This window comes from Vogesella aquatica (assembly GCF_028548455.1).
In the GTDB taxonomy this organism is placed as follows: Bacteria; Pseudomonadota; Gammaproteobacteria; order Burkholderiales; family Chromobacteriaceae; genus Vogesella; species Vogesella aquatica.
In genome coordinates, this window is sequence record NZ_JAQQLF010000004.1 from 108797 (window position 1) to 124843 (window position 16047).

Here is a 16047-nt window from a genome sequence, read left to right on the forward strand (position 1 = left end):
AAAAATCATTTGCCGATAGCGTGGATTATCCCGCAATAAAAGCCTAATACAATGCGGCCAACCTTTTTACTGACGGAAATCACCATGACTGCCACCACCATTACCTGTAAAGCCGCCGTTGCCTGGGCCGCCGGCCAGCCGCTGACTATCGAAGACGTGCAGGTGATGCCGCCGCAAGCCGGCGAGGTGCGCGTCAAGCTGGTGGCCACCGGCGTGTGCCATACCGACGCCTTTACGCTGTCCGGCGACGACCCGGAAGGCATCTTCCCCTGCATCCTGGGCCACGAAGGCGCGGGTATTGTGGAATCGGTGGGCGAGGGCGTTACCAGCGTGGCGGTGGGCGACCACGTGATTCCGCTGTACACGCCGGAATGCGGCGAGTGCAAGTTCTGCAAGTCGGGCAAGACCAACCTGTGCCAGAAGATTCGCGCTACCCAGGGCAAGGGCCTGATGCCGGACGGCACCACGCGCTTTTCCAAAGACGGCCAGCCGATTTACCACTATATGGGCACCTCCACTTTTGCCGAGTACACCGTGCTGCCGGAAATCTCGCTGGCCAAGGTGAACCCGACGGCACCGCTGGAAGAAGTGTGCCTGCTGGGCTGCGGCGTCACCACCGGCATGGGCGCGGTGATGAACACTGCCAAAGTGAAGGCCGGCGACACTGTGGCCATTTTCGGCCTGGGCGGCATCGGCCTGTCGGCCATCATCGGTGCGCGCATGGCCGGTGCCAGCCGCATCATCGGCATCGATATCAACGAGAGCAAGTTCGCGCTGGCGCAGAAACTGGGCGCCACCGACGTGATTAACCCGCAGCACTTTGCCAAGCCTATCCAGGACGTGATCGTGGAGATGACCGACGGCGGCGTGGACTTCTCGTTCGAGTGCATCGGTAACGTGAACGTGATGCGCTCGGCGCTGGAATGCTGCCACAAGGGCTGGGGCGAGTCGGTGATCATCGGCGTGGCCGGTGCCGGCCAGGAAGTCAGCACTCGCCCGTTCCAGCTGGTGACCGGCCGCGTGTGGCGCGGCTCGGCCTTTGGCGGCGTGCGTGGCCGCTCCGAGCTGCCGCACTTCGTGGAACGCTACCTGAAAGGCGAGTTCCGCCTGGACGACTTCATTACCCACACCATGGCGCTGGACGACATCAATACCGCCTTCGACCTGATGCACGAAGGCAAGAGCATCCGCAGCGTAGTGCACTACCAGTAAACCACCGCCTTGCGGCCAACCTAGGGTTGGCCGCAGCCAGGAAACCACCATGACGCTGGAACAGATCAGCTGCAACCGCAGCTTTGGCGGCGAGCACCGCCAGTACACCCACGCCTCGGCCGTGCTCGGCTGCAGCATGCGCTTTGCCGTCTACCTGCCGCCGGCGGCCCTGGCCGGCGCACGCGTGCCGCTGCTGTACTGGCTGTCCGGCCTGACCTGCAGCGACGAAAACTTCATGCAGAAAGCCGGCGCCCAGCGCGTGGCGGCCGAGCTGGGCATCGCCATTGTGGCGCCGGATACCAGCCCGCGTGGCGCGGCGGTGGCCGACGACCCGGCCTACGACCTGGGGCAGGGCGCGGGCTTTTACCTGAACGCCACCCAGGCGCCGTGGGCGGCGCACTACCGCATGTACGACTACGTCAGCCAGGAGCTGCCGGCCTTGCTGGCGGCCCACTTTGATTTTGGCCCCGCGGCCATTGCCGGCCACAGCATGGGCGGCCACGGCGCGCTGCTGTGCGCGCTGAAACGGCCGCAGGATTACGTATCGGTATCGGCGTTCAGCCCGATTGCCCACCCGGTAAACGTGCCGTGGGGGCAGAAGGCGTTTGCCGCCTACCTGGGCGACGACCCCGCCGCCTGGCCGGCGTGGGACGCCAGCGTGCTGATGGCGGCGGCCAACCCTGCCACCGCGCTGCCGTGCCGGGTAGACGTGGGGCTGGCCGATGGCTTTCTCGATAGCCAGCTGCAGCCGCAGGCGCTGGAAGCGGCCGCGGCCAGCAGCGGCTACCCGCTGCAGCTGCACCGCCACGAGGGCTACGACCACAGCTACTACTTTGTGGCCAGCTTTATCGAGGCGCAGCTGCGCTTTCATGCAGCCTATCTGGCGCGTGCCTGAGTTTTCCTGCCATGTTTTGGCCACGATCAACGCTGATCGTGGCCAGCCGCGCTGCCCCGCGCCAGGTTTTCGGCTAGAATAGCCCGTTTCCCAAAGCGGATTTTCCTTCGCCACCATGCAGCTGGTAGCCATCGGACTCAACCACCATACCGCGCCCTTGTCGATACGCGAGCGGCTGGCCTTTCCTGCAGAAACCCTGCCGGACGCGCTGGCGCAGCTGGTGGATTCGCACGCCGCGCGGGAAGCCACCATTGTGTCCACCTGTAACCGCACCGAGCTGTACTGTGCCACGCAGCGCCCGGAAGACGCCCTGCGCTGGCTGGCCGGCTACCACGGGCTGACGCTGGACGAGGTACGCCCCTACCTGTACCTGCTGGACGCGCCGGAAACCGCGCGCCATGCCTTCCGCGTGGCCTCGGGTCTGGATTCCATGGTGCTGGGCGAAACGCAGATCCTGGGCCAGATCAAGGACGCGGTGCGTACCGCCGAGCGCGCCGGCACCCTGGGCAGCCTGCTCAACGGTTTGTTTCAGAAAACCTTTTCGGTGGCGAAAGATGTACGCAGCCAGACGGCGGTAGGCGCCAGCTCGGTGTCCATGGCCGCAGCCGGGGTGAAGCTGGCCGAGCAGATTTTTGCCAGCGTCGGCGGGCTGAACGTGCTGTTCATCGGTGCCGGCGAGATGATCGAGCTGGTGGCTACCCACTTTGCCGCGCGCCAGCCGGCGCTAATCACCGTGGCCAACCGCACGCTGGAACGCGGCCAACGTCTGGCCGAACAGTTTGGCGGCAACGCCATTACCCTGTCCGAGCTGCCAGACCAGCTGCAGCGCTACGATGTGGTGGTGAGCTCCACCGCCAGCCAGCTGCCGATTATCGGCAAGGGCATGGTAGAGCGTGCCATCAAGGCGCGCCGCCACCGCCCCATGTTCATGCTGGACCTGGCCGTGCCGCGCGACATCGAGGCCGAGGTTGGCCGCATGGACGACGTCTACCTGTACACGGTAGACGACATCGCCGGCATTGTAGAGGTAGGCCACCAGGCGCGTAACCAGGCGGCAGAAGAGGCCGAGCTGATTATCGGCCACCGCGTGGCCGAGTTTACCGACTGGCTCAAGCGCCGCGAGTCGGTGCCGCTGATCCGCGCCCTGCGCGACGAAAGCGAACGTGTCCGCCGCCACGCACTGGAAGCGGCCATGAAGCAGCTGGCCCGTGGTGACAACCCCGAAAAAGTGCTGGAGGCGTTGTCCGTCCAGCTCACCAACAAACTGATGCACCCGCCGACGCAGGCGCTGTCTAGCGGCAGCGGCGCGGCGCACGACGCGCAGGTCGAGCTGATCGCGCGTTTGTATCGCTTATACCCGGAGCAGTAATGAAACCGTCGATCGCGGCCAAACTCGCCCAGCTGGTAGAACGGCTGGAAGAGGTTACCCACCTGCTGGCAGCAGAAAACGCCACCGCCAATATGGACGCCTTCCGCAAGCTGACGCGCGAGCACGCCGAGCTGACCCCGGTGGTCGAAGCGTTCAACGCCTACCGCCAGTGCGAGGCCGACGTGGCCACCGCCAGCGAGCTGCTGGACGACCCGGACATGAAAGAGTTCGCCCTGGAAGAAATCGCCGCCGCCAAAGACAAGCTGGCCGCGCTGGACGTGGAGCTGCAAAAGCTGCTGCTGCCCAAAGACCCGAACGACGACAAGAACATCTTCCTGGAGATTCGCGCCGGTACCGGTGGCGACGAGGCCGCGCTGTTTGCCGGCGACCTGCTGCGCATGTACACCCGCTTTGCCGAGCGTAACCGCTGGCAGGCCGAGATTGTGTCCGCCAGCGAGTCTGACCTGGGCGGCTACAAAGAGGTCATCGTGCGCCTGATCGGCCAGGGTGCGTACTCGCGCCTGAAGTTCGAGTCCGGCGGCCACCGCGTGCAGCGCGTGCCAGCCACCGAAACCCAGGGCCGCATCCACACCAGTGCCTGCACCGTGGCGGTGATGCCGGAAGCCGACGAAATTGCCGAGGTGGTGCTGAACCCGGCCGACCTGCGTATCGATACCTACCGTGCCAGCGGCGCGGGTGGCCAGCACATCAACAAAACCGACTCGGCGGTGCGCATTACCCACCTGCCTACCGGCATTGTGGCCGAGTGCCAGGACGGCCGCTCGCAGCACGCCAACAAGGCCAGCGCCATGCAGGTGTTGGCCGCACGTATCTACGATATCCAGCTGCGCGAGAAAAACCAGAAAGAAGCGGCCGAGCGCAAGAGCCTGATCGGCTCCGGCGACCGTTCCGAGCGCATCCGCACCTACAACTACCCGCAAGGCCGCATTACCGACCACCGCATCAACCTGACGCTGTACAAGCTGGACTACGCCATGGACGGCGACCTGTACGAGCTGACCGATGCGCTGGTGGCCGAGCAACAGGCCGAGCTGCTGGCCCAGCTGGCCGAGTAAGACCGCGCGGCCAACAGGCTGCCGCGATAAAAAACACCCCTTTGCGCCCGGCACACAGGGGTGTTTTGCATGGGGCACGCGGTGTGGACGCGATGTGGCGGGCAGGGCACACCGCAGCGGTTTTATGCGGTGCTAGTCCATCCGATATTGTTTTTCAATATATTTAATAATATATTGAAAGGGTATCTCATCAAAAGGTGGCCATCATGTTCCAACGCAATATTGGTAGTACCGAGCGTGTCATCCGTATCGTCGCCGGGCTGGCTATTACCGCCCTGGCCTTTGTCGGCCCGCAAACGCCGTGGGCACTGCTGGGCCTGGTGCCGCTGGCTACCGGCCTGATGGGCTGGTGCCCGCCGTATGCCATTTTTGGCATCAACACCTGCAAGCTGCCACCCAAGCAAGACTAAGCCTGGGTAGATAAGCCCGGGTAGCAATGAAAAACGCGAGGCAGATGCCTCGCGTTTTGTTTTGGCCTGCGCACAGGCTAACGGGTGATCACCGGTGGCACATCCAGCGCCAGCGCGGCCTGGATGGCATCGTCGTCTTCATGGAAGGGGCCGATGCGGACACGGTACAGACCCTGCTGGTTCACTATGGCCAGCTTGTCGTTATAACTGCTGGCTTCCTCGCGCATCAGCTGCTTGAGCTGTGCTTCGGCAGTGGCCAGGCGGTCGTAAGCACCCAGCTGCAGGAAGTAGGGCTCGCCGTTGTTATCCGGCTTTTGCAGTGCGGCCGGCTTGGTGGCAATGCGGTCACTGCCTTCCACCGGAAACACGCGCTCTACCACGACGCTGCCAGAACCGCTGCGCACGATATTCAGCTTGTGGGCTGCGGCGTAGCTCAGGTCCATCAGGCGGCTTCTATGAAACGGGCCGCGGTCGTTAATGCGCACAATGACGGATTCGCCATTCTTCACATTGGTTACCCGGGCATAGCTCGGGATGGGTAGCGTCGGGTGCGCCGCCGTCATGGCGAACATGTCGTAGCGCTCGCCAGAGCTGGTCTTGCGACCGTGAAACTGCTTGCCGTACCACGAGGCCTTGCCAGTCTGGCGATAAGGCTTCTCGGAGGGGTCCGGGCGGAAACTCATGCCCAGTGCCGAGTACGGTTTGTTGGCCGAAGCAATCAGTGGTTCCGATTGCGGGATGGCATCTGGCACCAGGTCCAGATTGACCGGAATCCGGTCTGCCGGGCCGTCGTTCTGGAAAAAAGCCCCAGTATTACTGCCCGGTTTCTTCACATTGGCCTTGGCAGACTGCGTCGCAGTTGCCGGCCTGACAGTGGTACAAGCTACCAGAAAAATGCTGGCACACACGAGCCACAGCCATCGGTAAAAAGGTTTCATGACCTCTCCTTATGCTGTTGTGCCAACCGTGAATTGCTAAATCCCTCCGGCAAAACCATGCTGGCGCCAGGCTTCGAATACGAGCACGGCGACGGCGTTGGAGAGATTCAAGCTGCGCGATTCGGGCTGCATGGGCAGCCTAACCCGCTGTTCCGTCGGCAGGGTTGCCACAATATCTGCTGGCAAGCCGCGGGATTCGGGGCCGAAAAGCAATACATCGCCGGGTTGGAAGGCGATGTGGTCGTGCCGCGTGGCACCTTTGGTGGTGGCTGCAAAGATTCTGCGGCCAGCCAGGTGGGCCAGACAGGCTTCCCAGTTCTCGTGAACCACCATGCGCGCGTACTCGTGATAATCGAGCCCGGCACGCTTCAGTTTGGCGTCCTCAAGCGGAAAACCCAGCGGTTTGACCAAGTGCAATTCACAGCCGGTGTTGGCACAGAGTCGAATAATATTGCCTGTATTAGGCGGTATTTCCGGCTGGTAGAGAACAACGGTAAACATCGTTGCGGGTCGAATATTCCAATGAATCAACAGGTTGGTCAAGCTTGACGAGCAATGGCCCTGGCCAGCACCCAGGCATCTACCTGTTTTGCCCCTGATTTTCTCAGGGTTTTGGCCAGGGAATGCAGGGTGGCGCCGGTACTGGCGACATCGTCCACAATGGCGATATGAAGCCCGTCACAGCGGCGTTTTACGCCGAAGGCATCGCGTACGTTTTTCAGCCTTTCGCGGCGGTTCAGGGCGGCTTGGCTGTCCGTGTTGCGTTTGCGCCAACACAGCTGGTCGTCAAATCGGACGCGCATTGTATCAGCCAGCGCGTGCGCCAGGGCATCTGGCAAGTTAAAGCCCCGTTGGCGCAGCCGCGCCTCAGCCAGCGGCACGGGGACGACCAGGTCGGGCTGGTAGTAGCCGGCACTGCCTTGTGCGTGCTGCAGTGCTTGCGGCATCAGGCTGGCCAGCACGCCTTGCAGTGCGGGTGACGGGGCGTACTTGCAGCGTGTGATCAGGCCTTCCAGCGGGTAGTCGTAATCGTAGGCACTGTACAGGTGGCTAAAGGCGGGGTGCTTGCCCTGGCAGTCGCCGCAGGGGGCCTGGGCACTGGCAGCGGGGGCCTGGCATATCGGGCAGCGATGGCCCGGGCGCCATGGCAGCTGCTGGCGGCAGGGCTGGCATAAGCCGTGACGGGTGGCACGTTGGCCGCACAATTGGCAGTGCTGTTCAAATAATGGGCAGCTGTCAATTATGTGTCTGCACAGGTTTGACAGCATCGGTCGGCTCCCGCAAGATTCGTTTCATGTTTTTACTCTAATGACGAGCGATTGCCCACCATGAACCAGGCCACCATCCAATTTACCCGCCCTGCTACGCCGCACGCGGAAACCACGCTGTGGTCACAGGCCGAGATCGAGGCACTGTACGACCTGCCGTTCATGGAGCTGGTATTCCGCGCCGCCGAGGTACACCGCCAGCATTTCGACCCCAGCCGCGTGCAGCTGTCCACGCTGGTTTCCATCAAGACCGGCGGCTGTCCGGAGGACTGCGGCTACTGCCCGCAGTCGGTGCACCACGATACCCCGGTAGAAAACCAGCCGATGATGACGGTGGACGAGGTGGTGGAAGCCGCGCGCAACGCCAAGGCCAACGGTGCAGGCCGCTTCTGCATGGGCGCCGCCTGGCGTGGCCCGAAAGATGCCGACCTGGAAAAAACCCTGGACATGGTGCAGCAAGTCAAAGCGCTGGGCCTGCAGACCTGCGCCACCTTTGGCTTGCTGAAAGACGGCCAGGCGGAAAAGCTGAAAGACGCCGGCCTGGACTTCTACAACCACAACCTGGATACCGCACCGGACAAGTACGCCGACATCATCCAGACCCGCGAGTACGAAGACCGCCTGGACACGCTGGGCAAGGTGCGCGGTGCTGGCTTGTCGGTATGCTGTGGCGGCATTGTGGGCCTGAACGAAACCCGCGAGCAGCGCGCCGGGCTGATTTTGCAGCTGGCCAACCTGGAACCGCAGCCGGAATCGGTGCCGGTCAATAACCTGGTGAAAGTCAGCGGCACGCCGCTGGACGATGCCGACGCGCTGGACTGGACCGAATTCGTGCGCACCATCGCCGTGGCGCGCCTGACCATGCCCAAGAGCTATGTCCGCCTGTCGGCCGGCCGCCGCGAGATGCTGGAAGCCATGCAGGCGCTGTGCTTCCTGGCCGGTGCCAACTCCATTTTCTACGGCGACAAGCTGCTCACCACCGGCAACCCGGATGTGGACGCCGACCGCGCGCTGATGGACAAGCTGGGGCTGCAGCCTTTATAAGCAGGGCCTTGTCCCGAACAATGTTCCGAGCACCTGCTTTGCCCAGGTGCTTTTTTTATGTACTGCCAGAAAGGTTGGCCGCATGCACCCGGATCAGCTAGAACCCGCCCTGGCCGCGCTGGCGGCCGAGCACCGCCTGCGCCAGCGCCACGCGCTGCACAGCCCGCAAGGCCCACGCGTCAATATTGATGGCCGCGACTACCTGGCCTTTGCCAGCAACGATTACCTGGGCCTGGCCAACCACCCGGCACTGAAGCGCGCCATGCAGCAGGCTATTGAGCAGTGGGGCGTGGGCGCGGGTGCTTCCGAGCTGGTGGCCGGCCACTTTGCTATCCAGCAGCAGGCCGAAGCCGCCCTGGCCGACTGGGTAGGCTGCGAGGCTGCGCTGGTGTTCGGCTCTGGCTATGCGGCCAACCTGGGGGTGATTACCAGCCTGGTGGGTCGCGGCGACGCGGTGTTTGCCGACAAGCTCAACCATGCCTCGCTGAACGATGCTTGCGTGCTGTCGCGCGCCGATTTCCAGCGCTTTCGCCATAGCGACCTGGCGCATCTGGAAGCACTGTTGCAAAAAACCCCAGCCCGGACGCGGCTAATTGCCGTGGACGCGGTGTACAGCATGGATGGCGACGAGGCGCCATTGCGCGAGCTGCTGGCGCTGGCCGAGCGCTACGATGCCTGGCTTTATCTGGACGATGCCCACGGTTTCGGCCTGCTGGGCGAAGGGCGCGGTGCGTTGGTGGAATACGCCTTGCATCACCCGCGCGTGGTGTACATGGCCACGCTGGGCAAGGCTGCCGGGGTCGCCGGCGCCTTTGTGGCGGGGAGCCATGCTTTGGTGCAGTGGCTGGTTAATACCGCCAGGACGTATATTTTCACCACCGCGCATCCCCCGGCGCAGGCGGCGGCCATTCTGGCCAGCCTGCAGGTGATGCAGCAGGAGGGCTGGCGACGGGAGCAAGTGCAGCAGCATATTTTGACATTACGACAATTTATGCAGGATAAATCTTTGCGATTGCTCTCTTCCCGTTCGCCAATTCAAGCGATTATTATTGGCACCAACGAGGCTGCGGTAGGAATGGCTGCCGCCCTGCGCGAGCGGGGTGTGTGGATACCAGCCATTCGGCCTCCCACGGTACCGGCAGGAACGGCTAGATTGCGCGTTTCCTTGTCGGCGGGTCATACCGCAGGTGATCTGGCGGCGCTGTTGGCTGCGCTACAGCAGGTAGCGCGATAAAGCGGCCGCCCGAAACGCCAAGCAGTAAGACCACACGAGAATAATAGCCACCGCGCGCTAATGATGACGAGTGGGTCAATAAAGACTGTATGAACAGTACGGCTGATTTTCTGTTTACACCAGAAGAAGCTGCCGAAGCGGCACTGGATTTTTTGTTCCGCTTGCAGGCTCCTGAAGGTGCAGCAGTTTGGGGGAAACCGGGAACCGTCTGGCAATGCCTTGCCAGCCGGGGAGATTGCACTGGCTTGCCAGTGCCTACCGCACTGTCGGGCGAGCTGTCCTGGCAGGCACCGGTGCAGTGCCACCCCCTGGGTAGCCCGGGCCAGCCGCTAGGCTGGCTGTTGTGGCATGGTGCGCGCCAGGCCGACGAGCTGACCCGGCGCCTGGCGGTATTGCTGTCCGGCCACCTGGTGGCAGGCAGCGTGCAGGGCGAGCTGGCCGTGGCCCGTACTACCCACGAAGCCCTGCTGGAAATCAGCCGCCTGGCCAACCACGCCGACAGCGTGGACGACTTTTTGCCGCGCATGCACCGCGCCGTCAGCCGCCTGATGCCGGCAGACAATTTCTATATCGCCCTGTTTGACGAAGAAGCCGGGCAGATCCGCTTCCCCTATTTTGTTGACCAGCATGAGCCCGCGCCGCCAGACGTTGGCCGCGCCTACCCGCTGCGCGGGCCCAGTGCCTCGCTGACAGCGTGGTTAATCCGCGAAAACCACTTCTTGCTGCTCAAGGGCGACGAAATCCGCGTGCTGTGCCAGCGCGAGCGCATCCGCTTCATGGGCGTGCCGCCGCACTGGTGGATGGGCATGCCACTGGTCAGCGGGGCGGGCAAGGTGATGGGCGCGGTGGTGGTACAGGGCTACGACAGCGGCTACACGCCCGTACTGGCGGACGAATCCACCTTTTTGTACGTGGGCCACCATATTTCCTGCGCGCTGGACCGCCTGCTGTATCGCGCGCACCTGGAGCAACAGGTGTGGCAGCGTACCAGCGAGCTCGAAGGCATCAACGCGCGCCTGCGTGCCGAAGTCGTCGAGCGCCAGCGCAGCGAGCAGCTGCAGCACATGCTGTTCCGCATTGCCGAGCTGTCCAATACCAGCCTGTCGATGGAAGCCTTCTTTGTCGGCCTGCACCGTTTGTTGTCCGAATTCATCGATGCCAGCAACTGCATGGTGGCGCTGTACGACCAGAGCCGCGACGAGCTGAGCTTCCCGTATTGCTCCGACCTGCGCCTGGCCGAGCTGTCGCCGCGCGCGCCGGGCCGCGGCCCGGTAGAGCAGGTGCTGCATAGCGGCCGCCCGCTGCTGCTGGCCGACATGCACAGCCACCCGCTATTCGGCCTGCAGAACGATAACGGCACGCCGCCGCATAGCTGGCTGGGCGTGCCCTTGTACAGCGGCAATATGCTGCGTGGTGTGCTGTCGGTGCAGAGCTACCAGGACAACACGCGCTACAGCTGGCGCGACCAGGAAATCCTGGAGTTTGTGGCCAACCATATCGGCAGTGCGTTGGCGCGCGTGCAGGCGCTGGATGACCTGCAGCGGGCCTACGTCGACCTGGAGCAGCGTGTACGCGAGCGCAGCGACGCACTGGATGCGGCCAACGCCCAGCTGCAGCACGACAGCCTGCACGACCCGGTGACCAAGCTGCCCAACCGCAACCATTTCTCGCGCGTGCTCAAGCGCAGCTGGGACCACTTCCAGCTGGCGCCCGAGCAGCGCTTTGCCGTCTTGCTGATCGACCTGGACCGCTTCAAGCTGGTCAACGATACGCTGGGCCACCTGATTGGTGACCAGCTGCTGGTAGAAGCCGGCCAGCGCATCCGCCAGAGCCTGCGCTTTGGTGACTTCATGGCGCGCCTGGGCGGCGACGAATACGCCGTACTGCTGGCCTCGGTAGACGATATGGCCGAGTGCGAACAGGTCGCCCGTGACCTGGTGGCCGCCTTCGAGCGCCCTTTTGTATTGTCAGGCCGCGAGGTGTTTTCCACCGTCAGCGTGGGCGTGGTACTGGCCAGCAAAGAGCACTACAGCCGCGCTGAAGACCTGCTGCGCGACGCCGACCACGCCATGTACCGCACCAAACAGAATGGCCGCCACGGCTATACCCTGTTCAACCACGCCCTGCGCTGCAACCAGGCCGACCAGCTGGCGCTGGAAGCCGAGCTGCGCCATGCGTTGTCCAACGGCGGCGAGCTGGTGCCGTACTACCAGGCCATTGTGGATAGCCACAGCGGCCGCCTGGCCGGTTTCGAGACGCTGGTGCGCTGGCATCACCCCGAGCTGGGCATGATCGCGCCGGGTGTGTTCCTGCCCATGGCCGAGGAAAGCGGGCTGATCCTCAAACTGGACCGCTACATGATAGAGCGTGCCTGCGCCCAGCTGGCCCAGTGGTACGCCGACGGCACCATTACCCACGAAGTGTGCCTGCACATCAACCTGTCCAGCGCCCACTTCCACGACACCAAGCTGGTGGACTGGATGCTGCGCCTGATTCAGCAGCATCAGCTGCCGCCGGGCACCCTGCACCTGGAAGTGACCGAGAGCGCGCTGATCGACGTGCCCGACGTGGCCATCGAAGTGATGCGCCAGCTCAAGACCCACGGCATTTGCCTGGCGCTGGACGACTTCGGCACCGGCTACTCGGCGCTGTCCTACCTGCACCGCTACCATTTCGACGTGCTCAAGATCGACCAGGCCTTCGTGCGCGAGGTGCATTGCCAGGAGGAGTCCATCGCCATCGTGCGTGCCATCGTGGCCTTGGCCGAGGCGCTGGGTATGGACGTGGTGGCCGAGGGCGTGGAAACCGAGGTACAAGTGCGTGCACTGCGCGAGCTGGGTTGCCCGCGCCTGCAAGGCTACTACTTTGCCCGCCCGGCTCCGGCCGCCGAGCTGGACTGGCTGCGCCTGGCCGGCATGCCGGCCGAGCTGGCGCGCAGCGCCTGATCCCGACGCCCCTGTCTGGCTGCCTGCCGGGCAGGGCGGTATCTTTCCGCCGCCTTTATTGCGAAAATGCCGCTTTGCCCCCATATGGCTGTTCCATGAGCCTTTTCATTGAAACCCACGGTCGCGGCCCGGATGTGGTGCTACTGCACGGCTGGGGCCTGCACGGAGGCGTGTTCGACCGCGTAGCGGCCAACCTGGCCGCTGACTTCTGTGTGCATCGCGTCGACCTGCCCGGCCACGGCGCCAGTGCCGCTGTCGACATTTTCCATCCCGACCCGATCGCCGCCACGCTGGCCGAACGCTTTCCCCTGCCGGTGCACGTGGTAGGCTGGTCGCTGGGTGGCCTCATTGCCCAGCACTGGGCAGCGCGCTACCCGTCGCTGGTGAAGAGCCTGGCGCTGATTGCCACCAGCCCGCGCTTTGTGCGCGACGACAGTTGGCCGCACGCGCAGCAGCGCAGCGCCATCGAGGGCGTGGGCGCCAGCCTGGACAGCCAGTTCGAGCTCACGCTGGAGCGGTTCCTGGCCTTACAGATGCTGGGTGCCCCGGCGGCGCGGCAAACGCTGGCCGACCTCAAGGCGCAGCTGTTTTCGCACGGCCGCCCGCAAGGGCTATTGCCGGCGCTGGAATGCCTGCTGGCTGCCGACGCGCGGGAACTTGCCGCCGATATCCATTGTCCTGTAGGGCTGTTCTTCGGTGCGCGTGACGCGATTACGCCGATAGGCGCTGGCCGCTGGCTGGCCGATGCCCTGCCGGATGCTACCCTGTACGAATTTGCCCAGGCTTCGCATGCGCCGTTCTTGTCACACGAGAACGTGTTTATCGACCACCTGCGCCACCACCTGGAACAACACGCATGAGCGAAGCGTTTTACACCGACAAATCCCGCGTCCGCGCCTCGTTCGAGCGCGCTGCCGCCAGCTACGATTCGGCCGCCGTGCTGCAACGCGAAGTGTGCGACCGCATGGCCGAGCGCCTGGACTACATCAAGCTGCAACCGCAAGTGATCCTGGACGCCGGCAGCGGCACCGGTTACGGCAGCGCCGCCTTGCGCCAGCGCTACCCGGACGCGCGCGTAGTGGAGCTGGACCTGGCGCACGCCATGCTGGCCGCCTCGCGCGAAAAACAGCGCGCCGGGCAGGGCATGCTGTCGCGGCTGTTCAAGCCGCAGCAGCCGTGGCAGCTGTGTGCCGACGTCGAGCGCCTGCCGCTGGCCGACAACAGCGTGGACATGATCTGGTCCAGCCTCACCATCCAGTGGGTGAACGTGCCGGACCAGGTGTTTGCCGAGTTCCAGCGCGTGCTCAAGCCAGGCGGCATGCTGATGTTCGCTACCCTGGGGCCGGACACGCTGTTCGAGCTGCGCGAAGCCTTTGGCCACGCCGACGGCGCCACCCACGTGAACCAGTTCATCGACATGCACGACCTGGGCGACGCGCTGATGGCGGCGCAGTTCAGCGAGCCGGTGATGGACATGGAAAAAATCGTGCTCACCTACGAGCACGCCCGTGAAGTGATGCAGGACCTGAAAGCCATCGGTGCCCATAACGCCACCGCCGGCCGTGGCCGCGGCCTGATGGGCAAGCACGCCTGGCAACGCGTGGTGGATGCCTACGAGCAGCGCCGCCATAACGGCCAGCTGCCCGCCAGCTACGAAGTGCTGTACGGCCACGCCTGGAAGGGCGAGCCGAAGAAAAAACCGACCATCCTGCCCGACGGCAGGCAGGTTATCGAATTTACCCGTAACGCGCCCAAGCGCTGAGAAAAGCCTTTATGTTGTCTGTTCGCCGTTTTGTTGCCCTGTCCCTGCTGGCAGGCCTGGCCGCCTGCACCACCCCCACCTCTGCCCCGGTAGTGCAGCAGCCGCTGCCCAAGCCCAAGCTGGCTTTTGCCCTGGGGGGCGGTGCCGCCAAGGGCTTTGCCCACGTGGGGGTGATTCGCGTGCTGGAGCAAAACGGCATCAAGGCCGACATCGTCACCGGCACCAGCGCCGGCAGCATTGTCGGTGCCATCTACGCCAGCGGCGTGGACGGCGAAGCGCTGCGCTACCGCGCCATGCGCATCAACGAAGACGACCTGAAAGACTTCACCTTTTCCACCAGCGGCTTTCTGAAGGGCGAGAAGCTGGCCGCGCTGGTGAACCAGCAGGTGGACGGCAAGCGCATCGAACAGCTGCCGCGCAAATTCGGCGCAGTGGTCACCGATCTGGATAGCGGCGCCCGTGTGGTGCTGAAAAGCGGCGACACCGGCACCGCTGCCCGTGCTTCGGCCGCCATCCCCAATGTGTTCCAGCCGGTTACCATCAATGGCCGCCGCTACGTGGACGGTGGCCTGGTGAGCCCGGTACCGGTGATGGCCGCCCGCGAAATGGGCGCCGACATCGTGATCGCCGTGGACATCTCGGCCAAGCCCACCGGCAAGGCCAGCAGCGGTTTTCTGAGCCTGCTGGACCGCAGCCTGAACATCATGAACCTGACTGCGCTGAATCTGGAGCTGAAGCAGGCCGACGTGGTGCTGCGCCCTGCCGTGCTGCACATCGGCGCGGCCGACTTTGACGAGCGCGCCAGCGCCATCGCCGAAGGCGAGAAAGTGGCCAAAGCGATGCTGCCGCAAGTAAAAGCCGCCATCGATAACTGGGTGAAGCGCAAACGTGCCGCCTAAGCCGCTACCGCGCAGCCTGCGCGCCCTCGCCCCGCTGCTGTTGGCCGCGTGTAGCAGCGTCACGCCGCCAGCCCAGCCACCTGCGGTAACGCTGCCCGCTACCCCGGCCAGCGCGCCAGTGGCCGAGGCACCGGTGCCCGTTGCGTCGCCGCCGGCCAAACCCGCTGCGGCCAACCCTGCACCGGCCAAGCCGGCCACGCCAAAAGTCGTGCGCCAGCCGCGTATCGCGCTGGCGCTGGGCGGTGGCGCCGCCAAGGGCTTTGCCCACGTGGGCGTGATCCGTGTGCTGGAGCAGCAGGGCATCGTGCCAGACATCATCACCGGTACCAGCGCCGGCAGCGTGGTGGGGGCTATCTACGCCACGGGTATGAGCGCCGACAAGCTGCGCCGCCGCGCGCTGGCGCTGAACGAAGACGAGCTGAAAGACTTCAGCCTGTCCGGCGGCGGCTTCCTGAAAGGCGACAAACTGGCGGCGATGGTGAACCGCGAGGTTGGCCGCAAGCGTATCGAACAGCTGCCGCGCACCTTTGCCGCCGTGGCCACCGACTTTGACAGCGGCGCGCGCGTGGTCTTCCGCAGTGGCGACACCGGCACCGCGGTGCGCGCCTCGGCCGCCATCCCCAATGTGTTCCAGCCGGTCACCATCCGTGGCCGCCGCTACGTGGACGGCGGCCTGGTCAGCCCGGTGCCGGTCAGCGCCGCGCGCGAGCTGGGCGCCGATATTGTCATCGCAGTCGATATCACCGCCAAGCCGGCGCAGCGCAAAAGCGGCGTGCTGGGCACCTTCGACCAGAGCTTGTCCATCATGACCCAGGCCGCGCTGGCCAACGAGCTGAAAGGCGCCGACGTCATCCTGCGCCCGCAGGTGCTGGGCCTGGGCGCCGCCGACTTCGACCAGCGCAGCCGCGCCATCCGCGAAGGCGAACGCGTCGGCAAACAGGGCATCCCCGCCATCCGCCGCATCATCGCCGCCTGGCAGCAGCGGCAGCGTTAAG

Annotated in this window: 15 protein-coding genes; 12 read left to right on the plus strand and 3 right to left on the minus strand. The window is 64.4% G+C overall.

The window, feature by feature from the left end; genetic code table 11:
• Window positions 1–51 precede the first annotated feature (51 nt).
• The 5 genes from PQU95_RS03535 (at window position 52) to PQU95_RS03555 (ending at window position 4962) form a co-directional block, all read left to right on the plus strand.
• Window positions 52–1212, plus strand: a complete 1161-nt coding sequence (locus PQU95_RS03535) for an S-(hydroxymethyl)glutathione dehydrogenase/class III alcohol dehydrogenase (protein WP_441374543.1) — start codon at window positions 52–54, stop codon at window positions 1210–1212.
• 55 nt (window positions 1213–1267) lie between these two features.
• Window positions 1268–2107, plus strand: a complete 840-nt coding sequence (fghA, locus tag PQU95_RS03540) for an S-formylglutathione hydrolase (protein ID WP_272750817.1) — start codon at window positions 1268–1270, stop codon at window positions 2105–2107.
• Window positions 2108–2222: 115 nt separating this feature from the next.
• A complete protein-coding gene (gene hemA / locus PQU95_RS03545) occupies window positions 2223–3476 on the plus strand; it encodes a glutamyl-tRNA reductase (protein ID WP_272750720.1) in 1254 nt (417 codons plus the stop codon).
• A complete protein-coding gene (gene prfA, locus PQU95_RS03550) occupies window positions 3476–4552 on the plus strand; it encodes a peptide chain release factor 1 (protein ID WP_272750721.1) in 1077 nt (358 codons plus the stop codon). The genes hemA and prfA overlap by 1 nt, the downstream gene beginning before the upstream one ends.
• Before the next feature lie 206 nt (window positions 4553–4758).
• The gene (locus PQU95_RS03555; RefSeq protein WP_227301803.1) at window positions 4759–4962 is read left to right on the plus strand and encodes a YgaP family membrane protein; all 204 of its coding nucleotides are present in this window, start codon (window positions 4759–4761) and stop codon (window positions 4960–4962) included.
• 77 nt (window positions 4963–5039) lie between these two features.
• On the opposite strand, the gene PQU95_RS03560 is transcribed toward PQU95_RS03555, so the two are convergent.
• The 3 genes from PQU95_RS03560 to PQU95_RS03570 are packed head-to-tail and all read right to left on the minus strand — an operon-like array spanning window position 5040 to window position 7168.
• Window positions 5040–5900 carry a septal ring lytic transglycosylase RlpA family protein gene (locus PQU95_RS03560; protein WP_272750722.1) on the minus strand — a complete coding sequence of 287 codons (861 nt, stop codon included), beginning with the start codon at window positions 5898–5900 and terminating at the stop codon, window positions 5040–5042.
• Window positions 5901–5936: 36 nt separating this feature from the next.
• On the minus strand, window positions 5937–6401 hold the full coding sequence (trmL, locus tag PQU95_RS03565) for a tRNA (uridine(34)/cytosine(34)/5-carboxymethylaminomethyluridine(34)-2'-O)-methyltransferase TrmL (RefSeq protein WP_026107703.1): 465 nt from the start codon (window positions 6399–6401) through the stop codon (window positions 5937–5939).
• A 38-nt stretch (window positions 6402–6439) separates the two neighbouring features.
• A complete protein-coding gene (locus tag PQU95_RS03570; RefSeq protein ID WP_272750723.1) occupies window positions 6440–7168 on the minus strand; it encodes a ComF family protein in 729 nt (242 codons plus the stop codon).
• A 60-nt stretch (window positions 7169–7228) separates the two neighbouring features.
• Here PQU95_RS03570 and bioB point away from each other — a divergent pair, with 60 nt between their 5' ends.
• The 7 genes from bioB to PQU95_RS03605 all read left to right on the plus strand — a co-directional run bounded on the left by bioB (window position 7229) and on the right by PQU95_RS03605 (window position 16046).
• Window positions 7229–8212 carry a biotin synthase BioB gene (gene bioB, locus PQU95_RS03575; RefSeq protein WP_272750724.1) on the plus strand — a complete coding sequence of 328 codons (984 nt, stop codon included), beginning with the start codon at window positions 7229–7231 and terminating at the stop codon, window positions 8210–8212.
• 82 nt (window positions 8213–8294) lie between these two features.
• Window positions 8295–9446, plus strand: coding sequence for an 8-amino-7-oxononanoate synthase (bioF, locus tag PQU95_RS03580; RefSeq protein WP_272750725.1), 1152 nt, complete (start codon window positions 8295–8297; stop codon window positions 9444–9446).
• A 251-nt stretch (window positions 9447–9697) separates the two neighbouring features.
• Window positions 9698–12391, plus strand: a complete 2694-nt coding sequence (locus PQU95_RS03585) for a putative bifunctional diguanylate cyclase/phosphodiesterase (RefSeq protein WP_272750818.1) — start codon at window positions 9698–9700, stop codon at window positions 12389–12391.
• Between the two features lie 95 nt (window positions 12392–12486).
• Window positions 12487–13251, plus strand: a complete 765-nt coding sequence (gene bioH / locus PQU95_RS03590; protein WP_227301799.1) for a pimeloyl-ACP methyl ester esterase BioH — start codon at window positions 12487–12489, stop codon at window positions 13249–13251.
• Complete coding sequence (gene bioC, locus PQU95_RS03595) at window positions 13248–14153, plus strand: malonyl-ACP O-methyltransferase BioC (RefSeq protein ID WP_272750726.1); 906 nt, start codon at window positions 13248–13250, stop codon at window positions 14151–14153. Before bioH ends, bioC begins: the two co-directional genes overlap by 4 nt.
• A gap of 11 nt (window positions 14154–14164) precedes the next feature.
• Entirely contained in the window at window positions 14165–15052 is an 888-nt protein-coding gene (locus PQU95_RS03600; protein ID WP_272750727.1) for a patatin-like phospholipase family protein, read from the plus strand.
• Window positions 15053–15143: 91 nt separating this feature from the next.
• Entirely contained in the window at window positions 15144–16046 is a 903-nt protein-coding gene (locus PQU95_RS03605; RefSeq protein ID WP_373321374.1) for a patatin-like phospholipase family protein, read from the plus strand.
• Window position 16047: the final 1 nt, after the last annotated feature.